The following is a 13,029-nucleotide window of genomic DNA, read 5'->3' on the forward strand; positions in this document are numbered from 1 at the left end:
CTAGTGGGATGGTACTAAGATGGACCGGAGTTTCTGCATCACCCCCTACAAAAGTTGGAGAGTTCGAGTGACCGGTCTGCGCCTCATGGCCATCCACGCACACCCCGACGACGAGTCGTCCAAAGGTGCGGCCACGATGGCGAAGTACGCCGCCGAAGGCAACCGCGTCAAGGTGGTCACCTGCACCGACGGGCGCCGCGGCGACGTGCTCAACCCCGCGATGGATCGCCCCGGTGTACTGGAGAACATGGTCGAGGTGCGTCGCGGCGAGATGGCGCGCGCGGCCGCCGCGCTGGGAGTGGAGCACGTCTGGCTCGGCTACGAGGATTCCGGCCTGCCGGAGGGCGACCCGCTGCCGCCGCTGCCGGAAGGCTCGTTCGCGGTCCAGGACCCGGAAGCGGTCGCGGTGAAAATCGTCGAGCAGGTGCGCGAGTTCAAACCGCACGTGATCATCACCTACGACGAAAACGGCGGCTACCCGCACCCGGACCATCTCATGGTGCACGCGGTATCCATGATCGCCTGGGAAAAGTCCGGTGACCCGGAGTTCGCGCCGGAGGCCGGCGAGCCGTGGACGCCGCTGAAGCTCTACTACTCCCACGGGTTCATCCTGCAGCGCATGAAGCTATTGCAGGAGATGCTGCTCGAGCGCGGGCAGAAGAGCCCCTACGAGCTGATGATCAAACGCTGGGAGGAAAACGAGGGCGACGTGTTCGACCGTGTGACCACCCAGGTCGAATGCGCGGACTACTTCGCGCAGCGCGCCGAAGCGCTGACCGCGCACGCCACCCAGATCGACCCGGCCGGCGCGTTTTTGGCCAGCCCGGTTGCCGACCAGCAGCAGGCGTGGCCGACCGAAGAGTTTGAGCTGGCCCGCAGCCGGGTTGAAACGACGCTGCCCGAAGACGACCTGTTCGCCGGCATTGACGCCGGTGCCGAGGAGGAATAGACGATGCCCCATCTCATCAACGCAGCCGCTGCCGTGGATCTCGTGCTCGCGCAAAACCCGGGCGAGACCCCGGTGGGTCCGGACTTCGGCAAGGCATCGCCGGTGGGGCTGTTGCTGCTGGTCGTGCTCGCAGTGGTGGTGCTGGGGATTGGGTATGCGTTTCACCGCCGGTTCTCGCGCTTTCGTCGTCGTCAAGCATTCGCCGAAGCGCACGGCATCGACCCGTTCGACGAGAAGGCGATCGACGAGGCCATGGAAAAGGCCGGGGTTGCTGACCAGCGCAAGAAGCGCTCCATCTAACTCGGCCCCGCAACACCGCTAGGATCATCGCTGTGTCTGTCCTCTCCAAGCTGCGCTACCCGCTCTACCCGCTCTACGAGGCGCGCCTGAAACATGAGCTGCGCGGCAAGAAGCGGCCGAAGCACATCGCGGTCATGGCCGACGGTAACCGCAGGTGGGCGCGCGAATCAGGATTTACGGACATCTCCCACGGCCACCGTGTTGGTGGGGCGAAGATCGGCGATTTGGTGCGCTGGTCCGCCGAAATGGACATCGACGTGCTCACGATCTACCTGCTGTCCACCGAGAACCTGCAGCGCACCACCGAGGAGGTGGAGCTGCTCTTCGACATCATCTCGGGCGTGATCGAGGACCTGGCTACCGAGGACTATTCGTGCCGCGTGCGGCTTGTCGGCCAGCTGGATCTGCTGCCCGACGAAGTCGCGTCGCGGATGCGCGAAAGCGCGGCGACGACCACCGAAAAACCCGGCCTCACCGTGAACATTGCGGTTGGCTATGGTGGGCGCCAGGAGATCGTCGACGCGGTGCGTACGCTTCTCGACGACACCGCCAAGGCCGGCATCACCGCCTCCGACATGGCGGACAAGGTGACCGTCGAATCGATCTCGGAGCATCTCTACACCTCCGGACAGCCGGATCCGGACCTGGTGATCCGCACCTCGGGCGAGCAGCGCCTGTCGGGCTTTCTGCTGTGGCAGGCAGCGTACTCGGAGATTTGGTTCACCGACACGTACTGGCCGGCATTTCGGAAGATCGACTTCCTGCGCGCGCTGCGCGACTATTCGCAGCGCTCCCGTCGCTTTGGCAAATAGCTACATCTTGCGCATGCGCACGCGCTGCACCGTGTGGTCGTAGTCTTTGCGTAGCACCAACGAGGCTCGCACCCGGGTGGGCAGGATGTTTTCCACGAGGTTGGGCAGGTTGATCGTCTGCCAGATTTCGCGCGCCGCGTAGGTGGCCTGCGCGTCGTCTAGGGCGGCAAACGATGCGAAGTGCGCGCCCGGCTTTTGGAAGGCGGTATCGCGCAATTTGAGGAAGCGCTCGATGTACCAGTGCTCGATGTCGGAAGTTTTCGCGTCAACGTAGATGGAAAAGTCGAACAGGTCCGACACCATCAGCGTCGGGCCGGTCTGCAGCACGTTGAGCCCCTCCAGGATGAGGATGTCGGGCTGGCGGACCTCGATGAACTCGTCCGGCAGGATGTCGTACGCCTCGTGGGAGTAAATCGGCGCCTTGACCAGGGGAAGGCCGGATTTGACCTCGGTGACAAAACGCATCAGGTTGCGGCGGTCGTAGGATTCCGGGAATCCTTTGCGTTCCATCAGGCCGCGCTTTTCCAGTTCCGCTCGGGGGTAGAGGAAACCGTCGGTGGTGATGAGGTCCACCCGCGGGTGCGAGTCCCAGCGTTGCAGCAGCACCTGCAGCACGCGCGCGGTGGTGGACTTGCCCACGGCCACTGACCCAGCCAGGCCGATGATGAACGGCACGTGTCCCGGGTCGCCGCCGATGAACGTCTCGGTGGCGCTGGTCAGCTTTTGCCGTGCGCGCACCTGGAGGTGGATTAGACGCGACAGCGGCAGGTAGATGTCCTCGACCTCCTGCAGGTCGAGGCTTTCGCCGATGCCGGAGAGTTGGGCCACCTCGTCCTCGGTGAGCACTTGCGGCATCTTGGCGCGGCGTTTGCGCCAGTCCTCGCGGTGAAAGTCGAGGTACGGCGAAGAATCGGCACGTGACATGGCCCTATTGTTCCACCTGCCAACCCATGCATGGAATTCGGCGTGGTGCAGTGCACATTTACCTATACTGCGATGAAGGTAACACCGACCACACAAGAAAGGACCCTGTGGAAGTGACTGAGGACTTTCGCTACCAGGATCTGGCTACTTTTGACCCCGAGGTGCACGCGGCGATCGTCGACGAGCTCGCGCGCCAGCGCAACACCCTCGAGATGATTGCGTCCGAGAACTTTGTGCCGCGCTCCGTGCTCGAGGCGCAGGGCTCGGTGCTGACGAACAAGTACGCCGAGGGCTACCCGGGACGTCGCTACTACGGCGGTTGCGAGCACGTCGATGTCGTCGAGACGCTCGCGCAGGAGCGCGCCAAGAAGGTTTTCGGCGCGAAGTTCGCCAACGTCCAGCCGCACTCCGGCGCGCAGGCGAACGCGGCGGTGCTGATGGCGCTGGCGGAGCCGGGAGATACCATCTTGGGCCTGAACTTGGCGCACGGCGGACACTTGACCCACGGCATGAAGATCAACTTCTCCGGCCGCCTGTACAACGTCGCGGCATACGAGGTGGAGGAGGACACCCACCTCATCGACATGGAGAAGCTGCGCAAGCAAGCTCACGAGGTGAAGCCGAAGGTGATTATCGGCGGCTGGTCCGCCTACCCGCGCCACGAGGATTTCGCGGAGTTCCGCAAGATCGCCGACGAGGTCGGCGCTTACCTCTGGGTGGATATGGCGCACTTCGCCGGCCTGGTTGCGGCAGGGTTGCACCCGAACCCGGTGCCGCACGCGCATGTGGTGTCCTCCACGGTGCACAAGACCCTCGGCGGCCCGCGCTCCGGCTTTATCCTGACCAACGACGAGGAGCTGAACAAGAAGCTCAACTCGGCAGTTTTCCCGGGCCAGCAGGGCGGTCCGCTCATGCACGTCGTGGCCGCGAAGGCGACAGCGTTCAAGATCGCGGGCATGGACGAGTTCAAGGACCGTCAGCAGCGCACCATCGACGGCGCGAAGGCGCTGGCGGAGCGCCTCACGCGTGACGACGCGAAGGCGGCCGGCGTGGACGTCGTCTCCGGCGGCACCGATGTGCACCTGGTGCTGGTGGACCTGCGCAATTCGCCGATGGACGGCCAGCAGGCCGAAGACCTGCTGCACTCGGTTGGTATCACGGTGAACCGCAACGCGGTGCCGTTCGATCCGCGCCCGCCAAAGGTGACTTCCGGTCTGCGCATCGGCACCTCCGCTCTGGCCACCCGCGGTTTCGGCGAGGAAGATTTCCGCGAGATTGCGGACATCATCGCCGAGACGCTAATTCAGGGAGAGGCTGCCGACGTGGACTCGCTGCGCGGCCGCGTCGAAGCGCTCGCCGAGAAGTACCCGCTCTACCCGGGTCTCGAGGACTGGAAGATGCTCTAATCCTCGTCGGCGGCCGAATCGTCGCCGTCGACAACATGCCCGCGCTGCTCTGCGAGAGTGGCGCGGGCTTTTTTGATCCAGTCAGGTTGGTCGTCGAGAAGTTTGCGGATCTGCTCGGTCGTCATCGCCTGCTCCACGCCGGCATTTTTCAGCGCGGTGACGGAGATGCCCAGCTTGCGGGCGACCTCCGGGCGTGGGTGCGGGCCGTTGAGGCGCAGCTCCTGCAGCCACGCCGGCGGGTTGTCCTGGAGTTCGCGCAGTTCGGCGTGGGTGACGGCGCCGTCCTGGAATTCTTGCGGGGTGGCGGGCAGGTAGATGCCGAGTTTCTTCGCGGCGGTCACCGGCTTCATCGCGGTGCCAGATGGGTGCTGATCAGTCATGGGCAAAACGGTAGCATTGAGCGCCATGCTGACCATCGCGTTCGTCACCGGCACGGAGCCGGGCAAGTGGTTCCGCCGCTACGGGCAACTGACCGGAAGCGAGCCGCGGACCATCCCGAGCGATGACCCGTTCCCGCTGATCGGTTCCGAGGCGGACGCGGCGCTGATCAGGCTGCCGGACGAGCGCGTCACCGACGAATTCCACGTGGTGCGCTGCTACGAGGAAGCCGCGGGCGTTGCCGTGCCGAAGGATTCTGTCTACGCCGAGGTAGGGGAGGTAAATCGCACCGATCTTGCCGACGAGATCGTCAACTTCACCTACGACGAGCACTCGCTAATCGACGACCTGCGCACCGCCCTATCCGTCGTAGCCGCCAACGTCGGCATCGCCTATGGTCCGCTGCCGCTGCTGAAGGCGTTGTCGAAAAAGCAGGTTGTCCCCCTGGAACTGTCCGAGGGTGACGGTGCCGCGTCGACGTCAATCGCGCTGGTGTGGCGCAAGGCGGACGATTGCGACGCTATCCAGGATTTTGTTGGAATCACTAAGGGTCGCACCCCGCGTTCCTCCCGCGGGAAGTCACACCCCCGATCGGGTGGGAAGAAGGCTCGCCGTTAACGTCGTGTTCATAATGGTGGGTGGACCAATTTCGAATGAAAGGTGCAATAAATATGTTTTCCCGTAAGATCGTCGCTTCCGCTGCAGCTGTGACCCTTGCCGCTACCAGCCTGGTTGCTTGCTCCGACGAGGGCGACGACGCCACCGAGACCGAGGTTGTCGAGGAGACGGCCACCGAGACCAACGTCGAGACCGAGACCGAAAGCGCTGGCGCCGAGTCCGACGCTGAGGGCACCGAGGCTGAGGACGCCGAGGCGACCGAGGAGATCACCACCGCTGACGGTGGCACCGCAATGGTTCCGGCCGGTGTCGTTTCCGCTATGGACCAGTACGCTGAGCCGTCCTGGGGCGAGCCGACCGCTGTCGAGCAGGTTGATGAGGGCTGGATCGTGACCTACGACAACGATCACTACATCACCTGGAACGAGAACACCGGTGGCGCTCCGACCTGGGGTCAGATCGCTAACGAGTGGCTCACCGACGTGAAGCTGGACAAGAAGGTCGGCTTCCCGGTCGCACCGGAGACCGAGAACCCCGACCAGTCCGGCTGGACCCAGGAGTTCGAGCGCGGCACCATCGAGTGGACCCGCGGCGGCACTGAGGACGCGTTCACCGCGATCATCAACGAGAAGTAAGCCTTCCTTCTGAGATAAGGCTTCGGGCCCGTCCCCATTTGGGGGCGGGCCCGTTTTTCGTCGCTAAGCGAACTAGCTCAGGTCTTCCTTCAGTGTCTCCTCCTTGACCGGAAGGAGCAGCAGGAACGCGATGAATGCGAGGGGGACCATGAGCAAGAACACCGGGGTCAGGCCGTCGTTGTAGCTCGTCAGCACGGCGTCTTTCACTGGCTGGGGAAGCGTAGCCACCAGGCCTGGGGTGAGGCTGTTCGCCCCGCCGTCGCCGAACTTTTGTGCCAACTCCGCACCTTCGGGGCCGAGCTTGGCCAGGGCCTCAGGCAGGCGCTCGTCGAGGTGGTCGCGCATGTTGTGGATGAACAGCGAGCCGGACAGCGACGCGCCGATGGCGGAGCCGATCTGGCGGAAGAAGTTGTTCGTTGAGGTCGCGGTGCCCACGTGGGCGAGCGGGAACGAGTTTTGCACGATGAGCACCAGCACCTGCATGACAAGGCCGAGTCCGAAGCCGAAGATGAACATGTACACGCCCAGTACGGTCAGGGAGGTCTCCACGGTCAGCCGGGAGAATAGGAACAGGCCGACGGTGGTGATGAGCATGCCGACCAGCGGGTAGATCTTGTAGCGGCCGGTCTTGGAGATGACGAAGCCGACTGCCATGCCGGTAGCGAGCATGCCGATGACCATCGGCAGCATCATGAGGCCGGCTTCGGTCGGGGTGAGCTCGTGAACCATCTGCAGATACGTCGGCAGGTAGGCCAAACCACTGGTCATCGCCAAACCCAGCACGGTGCCGGCGAGCGTGGTCAGCACCATGTTGCGGTTGGTGAACAGATCCATCGGGATCAGCGGGTTCGTTGCGCGCAGTTCCACGATGACGAACAGGATCGCGCCCACCAGTGCGATAAGCGAGGTCGCGATGATGGTAGGCGAGGTCCAGTCGTACTGCGTGCCGCCCCAGGTGGTGGTGAGGATGAGCGATGCGGTGGCGACGACCATGAGCGTGGTGCCGAGGTAGTCGAAGTGCATGCCCTTCGCCGAACCACGGCGCAGCTTGAGCACTGTCGACGACACCGCCATGGCGAGCAGTCCCAGCGGGATGTTCATCCACAGTGCCCAGCGCCAGCCCGGACCGTCAGTGAACCAGCCGCCGAGCACAGGACCGAGCACCGAGGACACGCCGAAGACGGCACCCATGACACCCATGTACTTGCCGCGCTCGCGGGCGGGAACGACCTCCGCGATAATCGACTGCGAGTTCACCATCATGCCGCCGGCGCCCAGGCCCTGCACGGCGCGGCCGATGATGAGCAGCTCCATGGTGTGGGCGAAGCCGCCGATGGTGGAGCCGATGATGAACAGTGCGATGCCGCCGATGTAGAGCCACTTGCGGCCGAGGATGTCGCCGAGTTTGCCGTTGACCGGCATCGCGATGGTCATGGTGACCAGGAATGCCGAGATGACCCAGCTCATGTGGTTCACGCCGCCGAGCTCGCCGACGATGGTCGGCAGGGCGGTGGCGAAAATCATCTGGCCCAGCGAGCTCATCAGCATGGTGAGCAGCAGGGCGGAGAAAATCAGGCCGACGTTCGGTCCCTTGGCCTGGAGCGGATGTGATTCCGCGTGGGTTTCTACCATGTCATGTCCTTTGTGTAATTCGAAAGTGTTTGAGCGTTTTCAAGGAGTTGAGCAATAGGGTCAGCGCTGTCCGGAGGGTGCCACAGGTAGCGGCTTACGGCACCCTGGAACAGCACCACGATAAAGTGGGCTTCGTCCTCGAGCGAGCCCGCGTGACGACGATCCCCCGGGAAGCGTTCGAAGTGGTCGTAGATCGCCCGTCCTAGTTCTGTGAGGAAACCGCGCCTGCGGGTGGCTTCGGCGTGCATGAGCCCCGGGTTGTGTTCCAGCAGCTCGTGGCGGCACTTCGCGGCAGGGCCGTCGAATCTGCCCGGCTCGACGACAATCGAGCGGATCACAAGCTCCAGGACGTTCTCGCTCGGAGTGTCCCGGATGTGATCGAGTGCTTCTGGGGTGAACGTGAACGGGAACGAGCCCAAAATGGCCTCGTCCTTGGAGTCCACGTAGTTGAAAAAGGTGCGGCGGGAGATGCCGGCGGCGTGGCAGATGTCGTCCACGGTGACGTTGTCGTAGCCGTGCTTATCGACGAGCCCGGCCGCCGCATCGCGGATCCGCTGCAGCGTCTCGCGACGCTTCTGCTCCCGTATTCCCCGATTTTGCACGGGGTGCAATATTACACCCGGTGCACGTTATGGCAAGCCGGCTGAAAGCTCGCCTTTGACTAGCGCGTTTCCGTTCTCGGAGTAGGTCAGCGCGATGATGCCCTCACCTTTGTCCTCCACGTCCCAGCTGCCCTGACCCTGGTTGCACGGCTTGGTCAGCGGGGTCGATTCGCCGCCTTCGCCGATTAGCGCGGTGCAGCCGGTCAGCGGGTAGGTCACCATTGCTGTGCCGCCGCCGAAGGTCGCCACCGCCGGCCACGCCTTGACCTTCGCGTCCGCCTCCAGGCTGTTGAGGGTGCCGGTGAACGTGCCGGTCGGGGAGGTGGTGTCGTCGATACGCGGCTGCGGCTGCGCGGTCACCGTGACTGTCTCGGGCACCTCGTTGGTGGGCTCGGGCCTCGGGTTTGCGTACCAGTACACCGCGGCGAGCGCGACGCCGATCATCGCAACGATCAGCGCGAGCACTCCGCCGACGACCCACGGCTTGTTCGGCCCGCCTGCGGAACGCAGCTCGGAGAAAGAATCAGGCATGGAAAAAGCCCCCAGCGATCAGGTTTGTTGTGCTGGGGGCAGATTCTAGCTGCGGGTGCGACTGAACCTAGTTGCGGTCCGTGTTGGCCATGGACAGCACGTCGAGGCGCTTATCCAGCTCTTCTTCGGTGAGCTTCTCACCGTCGACGAAGCCGAGGTCGATCGTCGCCTGACGGATGGTCACGCCCTCCGCGATGGCGTGCTTGGCGATCTTCGCCGCGTTTTCGTAACCGATCGCCGAGTTCAGCGGGGTCACGATCGACGGCGACGACTCGGCGAGGGTGCGCATGCGCTCCTCGTTCGGCTCGATGCCGTCGACAAGGCGGGTCGCGAACTGGCGGGCGGTGTTGGCCAGCAGGCGCGACGACTCGAGCACGTTGCGTGCCATCATCGGGATGAACACGTTGAGCTCGAACTGGCCCTGGGTACCACCGAACGCGACCGCGGCATCGTTGCCGATGACCTGAGCGGAGACCTGGGTGGCGGTCTCGCACAGGACCGGGTTGACCTTGCCCGGCATGATGGAGGAACCCGGCTGCAGGTCCGGCAGGTGGATCTCGCCGAAGCCGGCGAGCGGGCCGGAGCCCATCAGACGGATGTCGTTGGCGATCTTGTACAGCGAGACCGCGACGGTGCGCATCGCTCCGGAGAACTCCACCAGGCCATCGCGGTTGGCCTGCGCCTCGAAGTGGTTCTTCGCCTCGGAGAGCTGCTCCACACCGGTGAGCTTCTTCAGCTCCTCGGTCACCTTGCCGCCGAACTCCGCCGGGGTGTTGATGCCGGTGCCCACAGCGGTGCCGCCGATCGCGAGCTCGCCCAGGCGCTCCAGGGTGGCCTCGACGCGTTGGACACCCAGCTCAATCTGGCGGGCGTAGCCGGAAAACTCCTGTCCAAGGGTGACCGGGGTAGCGTCCATCAAGTGGGTGCGGCCGGACTTGACCACCTCGTGCCACTGCTTGGCCTTCTTCTCCAGCGACTCCTGCAACACCTTCAGCGCCGGGATGAGGTCACTCGCCGCGGCCTCGGTGGCGGCGACGTGGGTAGCGGTGGGGAAGGTGTCGTTGGAGGACTGGCCCATGTTCACGTGGTCGTTCGGGTGAACCTCAACGCCGTTTTGCTTCGCGATGGACGCGATGACCTCGTTGGTGTTCATATTCGACGAGGTGCCGGAGCCGGTCTGGAACACGTCGATCGGGAATTGGTCGTCGTGCTTGCCGTCCGCAATCTCCTTCGCCGCGGCGATGATCGCGTCGGCCTTCTCGGCGTCCAGGTTGCCCAGGTCCTTGTTCACCTGCGCGCACGCCGCCTTGAGCAGGCCGAGTGCGCGGATCTGCTGTGCTTCCAGGCCGCGACCGGAAATGGGGAAGTTCTCCACAGCACGCTGCGTCTGAGCGCGCCAGAGGGCGTCGACGGGTACCTTGACCTCGCCCATCGTGTCATGTTCGATGCGGTATTCCTGATCAGCCATGATTGTCCTTTACTTTCCGTCGTGTGCACGTCGCGCACGGTAGAGTGCGCGCGTGCCTTTCTACTGCACGATTATGCATCAACCGGACACACGGAGGAGACGAAATGCCCGAACTTCAACGTGGTAGAGCCCCCGCTTTGAGGGACGCCCTGGTTGGGCTTGCGTGCGTGGTGGTGGCGGATGCCCTACTGATCGGGCAGGCGTTCCTCATGATGCGTTTAGACGCCGACAAGTCCACGCTGCTTACCGCGTTTCCATTTATGACCCTCGTTGCACTCGGCGTGCCGACGATCTTTCTGCTTCGCTACCTCAAGCGCCGTGGCATCTCGCTGGGGTTCAACAGGCTTGGTGCAAAGGGGTGGCACCTGCTCTGGGAATTTCCGGCTGCAGTGCTATTTGCCGGGGCGACGTCTTCGTGGATAGGCCCGCTCGTCGGGCTCGAACCGTCGGGGGAGTCGTCGCTAAGCGACGGCACAAGCCTCGGCATCATGCTCACCCTGGCCACGTACCTGCTGGTCGGACCGTTTCTCGAGGAGATCGTCTTCCGGCGCCTGCTGATGGGCTACCTCGATACCGTCGTCCCGGCTGTGGTCAGCGTGGTCATAAGCTCAGCGATCTTCGGCGTAGCCCACATCGCGCCGGCGGCGATGATCTACACCGGATTTATGGGGATCGCCCTCGCCCTGGCGACGCGGTGGCACACATCGCTGTGGGCGGGGTTCATCCTTCACTTCTGTAACAACCTGCTCGTGCAGGCTGTCCTGCTGAGCGGGGTTTAGTTCTCCGGCTCGGTGTAGTCCACCACCGAGTAGTCCTGCAGCTTGGCCAGCTGGTGCTGGGACTCGATGTAGCGCACCGTGCCCGACTTCGAGCGCATCACCATCGAGCGGGTGGTTGCGCCGGTCTTGCGGTAGGTCACGCCGGCGAGCATGTCGCCGTTGGTGACGCCGGTGGCGGCGAAGTAGCAGTTGTCGGAGGTGACCAGGTCGTTGATGTGCAGCACGCGGTCCAGGTCGTGGCCGGCGGCGAGCACCTTCTCGCGCTCCTCGTCGTCCTGCGGGGCGAGCATGCCCTGGATCTCGCCGCCCAGGCACTTCAGGGCGCAGGCGGTGACAACACCCTCCGGGGTGCCGCCGATGCCCATCGCGATGTCAATGCCGTTGTTGTCCTGCGCCGCCGCGATCGCGCCGGCGACGTCGCCGTCCATGATGAAGCGGACTTTCGCGCCGGCGGCGCGGATATCGTCGACAAGCTGCTTGTGGCGCGGACGGTCGAGCACAACCACCGTGATGTCGGCGGGGCGCACGCCCTTCGCCTTCGCGACGGACTCGATGTTTTCCGCCACCGACTTGGTGATGTCGATCGCGCCGACCGCGTCCGGGCCGACCGCGATCTTGTTCATGTAAAACGCGTCCTGCGGGTTGAACATGGACCCGCGGTCCGCGGCGGCGATGACCGAGATGGCGTTCGGGCGGCCCTCTGCCATCAGGCGGGTGCCGTCCACCGGGTCAACAGCGATATCGACCGCGGCGCCGCGGCCGGTGCCGACCTGCTCGCCGTTGAACAGCATCGGGGCCTCGTCCTTCTCACCCTCGCCGATGACGATCACGCCGTCCATTTCCACGGAATTGATCATCTTGCGCATCGCGTTGACTGCGGCGCCGTCGCCCTCGTTCTTCTGGCCGCGGCCCACCCAACGGCCGGACGCGAGGGCAGCTGCCTCGGTCACGCGCACCAGTTCCATGGCGAGGTTACGGTCGGGGAAAAGATCGGACTGTTCAGTCATCGCGGGGCCTTCCTTTGTCAGGGCAAAATTCGACCCCTCTATTCTGGCACCCCGGCCCCCGGAAGTGTTTGCTTCGCCCACCTTTACGGGGGAACGACCCGCCCGTTCTGGGGTACAGGTCGGGCGTGCCATACTAATGCGCGTGGCAAACGACAAGAAACCCCGCATCTTTCAAGACGGCCGAGACATGGCGATCAACGCCGTGCTCATCGTCGTGCTCATGCTTGTCGCCGTGGGTGCGACGGGCCTGTGCAGTTTCAACCCCGGTGCTCCCGAGCAGGGGCCGGTGCAGGAAGTGGATGCAGAGTCGTTTGTGGACCTTGAGGCGCGCGCAGTCGACTTCCCCGTGCGCTACCCGCAGATGCCGGAGGGGTGGATCACCAACTCCGCGCGCCGCACAGTGATCGCAGGCGGCCCGGCACCCGTCATCGGCTGGGTCACGCCCGACCGCGGCTACCTCCAGCTCACCCAGACCGGCGCTGACAAGGACACCGCGCTGGATTCCGCCGGCGGCGACACCCGCATCCACGAGCGCACCGAACGTATCGACGACGCCGACGTCGACGTCTACACCTCCGACGACCGCGACGTGCGCGACTTGTGGGTCGTTGACGCCGGCGATGTCCGCTTCCTGGTCACCGGCGCCGGCAGCGAAGACGAGTTCAAGGAGCTGATCGCCGCGGCGCTTGAGGCTACTCCGGTCGATCCGAACTAGCCTGCCCGTCGACCTGGCGGGTGCTGATAGCTTCTTCGACGCGTTTCGAGGCGCCGTCGAGGAGCACCTCGCACCGCTTCGCCAGCGCCTCGCCGCGCTCCCAGTACTTCAGGGACTCGTCGAGGCTCATTTGGCCTAGCTCGAGGATCTTCACTGTTTCGACGAGCTCATCGCGCGCCTGCTCGTAGGAAAGCGTGTCCGGGTCGGGGAAGGCGTTGTCGTTGGCCTGGCCGGATCCGAAAGTGTTGTCTGCCATTTTGTATTCCTTTTCGT

General features: G+C 64.3%; 16 protein-coding genes. 8 read left to right on the forward strand and 8 right to left on the reverse strand.

Annotation, left to right across the window (positions count from 1 at the left end; genetic code table 11):
- Nucleotides 1-67: 67 nt before the first annotated feature.
- From mca to IAU68_RS03995, 3 genes are read left to right on the forward strand one after another with little or no spacing between them, the layout of a single operon-like run.
- Nucleotides 68-949, forward strand: a complete 882-nt coding sequence (mca, locus tag IAU68_RS03985) for a mycothiol conjugate amidase Mca (RefSeq protein ID WP_231699087.1) — start codon at nt 68-70, stop codon at nt 947-949.
- Between the two features lie 3 nt (nt 950-952).
- A complete protein-coding gene (locus tag IAU68_RS03990) occupies nt 953-1,249 on the forward strand; it encodes a hypothetical protein (RefSeq protein ID WP_171193612.1) in 297 nt (98 codons plus the stop codon).
- Between the two features lie 32 nt (nt 1,250-1,281).
- Nucleotides 1,282-2,061, forward strand: coding sequence for an isoprenyl transferase (locus tag IAU68_RS03995; protein ID WP_171193611.1), 780 nt, complete (start codon nt 1,282-1,284; stop codon nt 2,059-2,061).
- Here the strand turns inward: IAU68_RS03995 and coaA are convergent, their stop codons facing one another.
- Nucleotides 2,062-2,985 carry a type I pantothenate kinase gene (gene coaA, locus IAU68_RS04000; RefSeq protein WP_171193610.1) on the reverse strand — a complete coding sequence of 308 codons (924 nt, stop codon included), beginning with the start codon at nt 2,983-2,985 and terminating at the stop codon, nt 2,062-2,064. It abuts the gene before it with no gap.
- A 113-nt stretch (nt 2,986-3,098) separates the two neighbouring features.
- On the opposite strand from coaA, the gene glyA reads away from it, so the two are divergent.
- Nucleotides 3,099-4,391: a serine hydroxymethyltransferase gene (glyA, locus tag IAU68_RS04005; protein ID WP_171193609.1), complete on the forward strand. Its 1,293-nt coding sequence runs from the start codon at nt 3,099-3,101 to the stop codon at nt 4,389-4,391.
- Here glyA and IAU68_RS04010 read toward each other — a convergent pair.
- Nucleotides 4,388-4,771 carry a DUF5997 family protein gene (locus tag IAU68_RS04010; RefSeq protein ID WP_171193608.1) on the reverse strand — a complete coding sequence of 128 codons (384 nt, stop codon included), beginning with the start codon at nt 4,769-4,771 and terminating at the stop codon, nt 4,388-4,390. The genes glyA and IAU68_RS04010 overlap by 4 nt on opposite strands.
- Before the next feature lie 25 nt (nt 4,772-4,796).
- On the opposite strand from IAU68_RS04010, the gene IAU68_RS04015 reads away from it, so the two are divergent.
- Both IAU68_RS04015 and IAU68_RS04020 read left to right on the forward strand, forming a co-directional pair.
- Nucleotides 4,797-5,387, forward strand: a complete 591-nt coding sequence (locus IAU68_RS04015) for a LysR family transcriptional regulator substrate-binding protein (RefSeq protein ID WP_171193607.1) — start codon at nt 4,797-4,799, stop codon at nt 5,385-5,387.
- A gap of 53 nt (nt 5,388-5,440) precedes the next feature.
- Nucleotides 5,441-6,022 (forward strand): LGFP repeat-containing protein, encoded by a 582-nt coding sequence (locus IAU68_RS04020; RefSeq protein WP_171193606.1) that lies wholly within the window; start codon nt 5,441-5,443, stop codon nt 6,020-6,022.
- Nucleotides 6,023-6,094: 72 nt separating this feature from the next.
- On the opposite strand, the gene IAU68_RS04025 is transcribed toward IAU68_RS04020, so the two are convergent.
- The 4 genes from IAU68_RS04025 to IAU68_RS04040 all read right to left on the reverse strand — a co-directional run bounded on the left by IAU68_RS04025 (nt 6,095) and on the right by IAU68_RS04040 (nt 10,255).
- Nucleotides 6,095-7,654: an MDR family MFS transporter gene (locus tag IAU68_RS04025; RefSeq protein WP_171193605.1), complete on the reverse strand. Its 1,560-nt coding sequence runs from the start codon at nt 7,652-7,654 to the stop codon at nt 6,095-6,097.
- Complete coding sequence (locus tag IAU68_RS04030) at nt 7,648-8,256, reverse strand: TetR/AcrR family transcriptional regulator (RefSeq protein WP_171193604.1); 609 nt, start codon at nt 8,254-8,256, stop codon at nt 7,648-7,650. Before IAU68_RS04030 ends, IAU68_RS04025 begins: the two co-directional genes overlap by 7 nt.
- Nucleotides 8,257-8,283: 27 nt before the next feature.
- The gene (locus IAU68_RS04035; RefSeq protein WP_171193603.1) at nt 8,284-8,787 is read right to left on the reverse strand and encodes a hypothetical protein; all 504 of its coding nucleotides are present in this window, start codon (nt 8,785-8,787) and stop codon (nt 8,284-8,286) included.
- Between the two features lie 67 nt (nt 8,788-8,854).
- Nucleotides 8,855-10,255, reverse strand: a complete 1,401-nt coding sequence (locus IAU68_RS04040) for a class II fumarate hydratase (protein WP_171193602.1) — start codon at nt 10,253-10,255, stop codon at nt 8,855-8,857.
- Nucleotides 10,256-10,392: 137 nt separating this feature from the next.
- Between IAU68_RS04040 and IAU68_RS04045 the strand changes: the two genes are divergently transcribed.
- Nucleotides 10,393-11,034, forward strand: a complete 642-nt coding sequence (locus IAU68_RS04045) for a CPBP family intramembrane glutamic endopeptidase (protein ID WP_171193601.1) — start codon at nt 10,393-10,395, stop codon at nt 11,032-11,034.
- Here IAU68_RS04045 and glpX read toward each other — a convergent pair.
- Nucleotides 11,031-12,041 carry a class II fructose-bisphosphatase gene (glpX, locus tag IAU68_RS04050; RefSeq protein WP_171193600.1) on the reverse strand — a complete coding sequence of 337 codons (1,011 nt, stop codon included), beginning with the start codon at nt 12,039-12,041 and terminating at the stop codon, nt 11,031-11,033. The genes IAU68_RS04045 and glpX overlap by 4 nt on opposite strands.
- Nucleotides 12,042-12,183: 142 nt before the next feature.
- Between glpX and IAU68_RS04055 the strand changes: the two genes are divergently transcribed.
- On the forward strand, nt 12,184-12,756 hold the full coding sequence (locus tag IAU68_RS04055; protein WP_171193599.1) for a DUF4245 domain-containing protein: 573 nt from the start codon (nt 12,184-12,186) through the stop codon (nt 12,754-12,756).
- Here the strand turns inward: IAU68_RS04055 and IAU68_RS04060 are convergent.
- On the reverse strand, nt 12,734-13,012 hold the full coding sequence (locus IAU68_RS04060; RefSeq protein WP_171193598.1) for an exodeoxyribonuclease VII small subunit: 279 nt from the start codon (nt 13,010-13,012) through the stop codon (nt 12,734-12,736). The genes IAU68_RS04055 and IAU68_RS04060 overlap by 23 nt on opposite strands.
- Nucleotides 13,013-13,029 lie beyond the last annotated feature (17 nt).

This window comes from Corynebacterium lujinxingii (assembly GCF_014490555.1).
Taxonomy (GTDB): Bacteria; Actinomycetota; Actinomycetes; order Mycobacteriales; family Mycobacteriaceae; genus Corynebacterium; species Corynebacterium lujinxingii.